1 protein-coding gene is annotated in these 1,343 nt (G+C 69.9%); it reads left to right on the top strand.

Translation table 11 applies throughout. The annotated features are described in order from the left end of the window. Positions 1-1,343: amino acid adenylation domain-containing protein (locus tag GM668_RS30250; protein ID WP_155442687.1), on the top strand; the 1,343-nt coding region annotated here is incomplete at both ends.

Below are 1,343 nucleotides of genomic sequence, written 5' to 3'. Positions count from 1 at the left end.
TGGCGGTCCTGGGCCAGCGCTGCCCCGGCGTGGTGGCTGCCACGCTGGCGGCCTGGATGGCGGGCGCGGTGGTCATGCTGGTCGATGACGCGCTGCCGCCGGCGCGGGTGGCCGCCATGCTGGAAGCTGCCGGCGCCTCGCTTGGCATCGCACTGGGGGACTGCGCCTTCCCTGCAACAGCGGGGCTGGCCGTGCTGCATTGGGATGAAATGCCCCGGCCCGCAGCGTCCGGGCCCATGCCAAGCCAGTTCGCGGCGGGCGGGGACGCGGCCTACCTGGCGTTCACTTCCGGTTCCACTGGCAAGCCGAAGGCCATCCTGGGCAGCCATAACGGCCTGGCCCAGTTCCTGGACTGGCAGCGCGGCGTGTCCGGCATCGGCCCGGGCGACCGCGTGGCGAACTTCACCAGCCTGTCGTTTGACGTGGTGCTGCGGGAACTGTTCCTGCCGCTGACGTCTGGCGCCGCTTTGTGCATTCCAGACCAGCCGGAACTGGGTCCCGGGCCGGTGGCGAAATTCCTTGCCACGGCGCGCATCACGCTGCTGCATACGGTGCCGACGCTGGCCATGCTGTGGCTGCAGCGCTGGCCGGACGAAGCGGCGGCCGGCGCGCTGCGCACGGTGTTCTTTGCAGGCGAACCGCTGTCGGACACCGTGGTGGCGCGCTGGCGCCGCCGCTTCCCCGGCTGCACCGTGTACAACCTGTATGGCCCGACTGAAACCACGCTGGCCAAATGCGCGGCGCAGGTGCCGGACCCCGCGCCAGCCGGGATCCAGTCCATCGGCGCAGCCATCGACGGATCGCAGGCGCTGGTGCTCGATGCCGGTTTGCGCCTGTGCGGCCGGGGCGAACTGGGTGAAATCGTCATCCGCAGTCCGTATCGTTCGCACGGTTATGTGGCGGAAGGCGTGCCGCAGCCTACGTTTATCGCCAACCCGTGGCATGGCGGCGAAGGCGGCACGCTGTACCGTACCGGCGACCTGGGACGCTACGAACCGGATGGCCGGCTGGCGATCCTGGGGCGCCGCGATGACCAGGTCAAGATCAATGGCGTGCGTATCGAACTGGCTGAAGTGCGCGCCGCGATGCAGGCATGTCCTGGCGTTGCCGACGCCTATGTCACGGTGGTGGAGCAGGGCGGCGCGAAGCAATTGGTGGGCTTTGCCGTTGCGGCCAGCGCTGACGGCGGCGCGGCAGCGGTTACCGCGGCCAGCCTGGGCGCCAGCCTGCGCGCCAGACTGGCTGCGGCCATGGTGCCTTCACGGCTGGTGCTGGCCGATGAATTGCCGCGCAATGCCAACGGCAAGGTGGACCGGCAGCGCTTGCTGCAGACGGCCGCCGCT

It is taken from the genome of Pseudoduganella ginsengisoli (assembly GCF_009720865.1).
Lineage (GTDB): Bacteria > Pseudomonadota > Gammaproteobacteria > Burkholderiales > Burkholderiaceae_D > Rugamonas > Rugamonas ginsengisoli.
Note: the sequence above shows the minus strand (reverse complement) of the source record. Positions and strands in the feature narration are given on the sequence as shown.